At 66.4% G+C, this 745-nt stretch carries 1 protein-coding gene; it reads left to right on the top strand.

The window, feature by feature from the left end; all coding sequences use genetic code 11:
• Nucleotides 1-745 (top strand): F0F1 ATP synthase subunit beta (atpD, locus tag AC1DTN_RS37745; RefSeq protein WP_477925242.1); only part of this gene is annotated, 745 nt, incomplete at both ends.

Raw genomic sequence — 745 nt, 5'->3', positions numbered from 1 at the left:
GGCATCAAGGTGATCGACCTCGTGTGCCCGTTCGCCAAGGGCGGCAAGGTGGGCCTGTTCGGCGGCGCCGGCGTCGGCAAGACCGTGAACATGATGGAACTCATCAACAACATCGCCAAGGCGCACTCGGGCCTGTCCGTGTTCGCCGGCGTGGGCGAGCGCACTCGCGAGGGGAACGACTTCTATCACGAGATGGCCGATTCCGGCGTCGTGAACCTCGAGAAGCTCGAAGACTCGAAGGTGGCCATGGTCTACGGCCAGATGAACGAGCCCCCGGGCAACCGTCTGCGCGTGGCGCTGACCGGCCTGACCATCGCCGAGTCCTTCCGTGACGAAGGCCGCGACGTGCTCTTCTTCGTGGACAACATCTATCGCTACACGCTGGCCGGTACCGAGGTGTCCGCGCTGCTGGGCCGCATGCCTTCCGCCGTGGGCTACCAGCCGACGCTGGCCGAAGAAATGGGCCGCCTGCAGGAACGCATCACCTCGACCAAGGTCGGCTCGATCACCTCGATCCAGGCCGTGTACGTGCCGGCGGATGACTTGACCGACCCGTCGCCCGCCACCACCTTCGCCCACCTGGACTCGACCGTGGTGCTGTCGCGCGACATCGCGTCGCTCGGTATCTACCCCGCGGTGGACCCGCTGGACTCGACCTCGCGCCAGCTCGACCCGAACGTGGTCGGCGAAGAGCACTACAACGTGGCCCGCGCGGTGCAGGGCACGCTGCAGCGGTACAAGGAAC

It is taken from the genome of Rhizobium sp. 01T444 (genome assembly GCF_056398305.1).
Note: the sequence above shows the minus strand (reverse complement) of the source record. Positions and strands in the feature narration are given on the sequence as shown.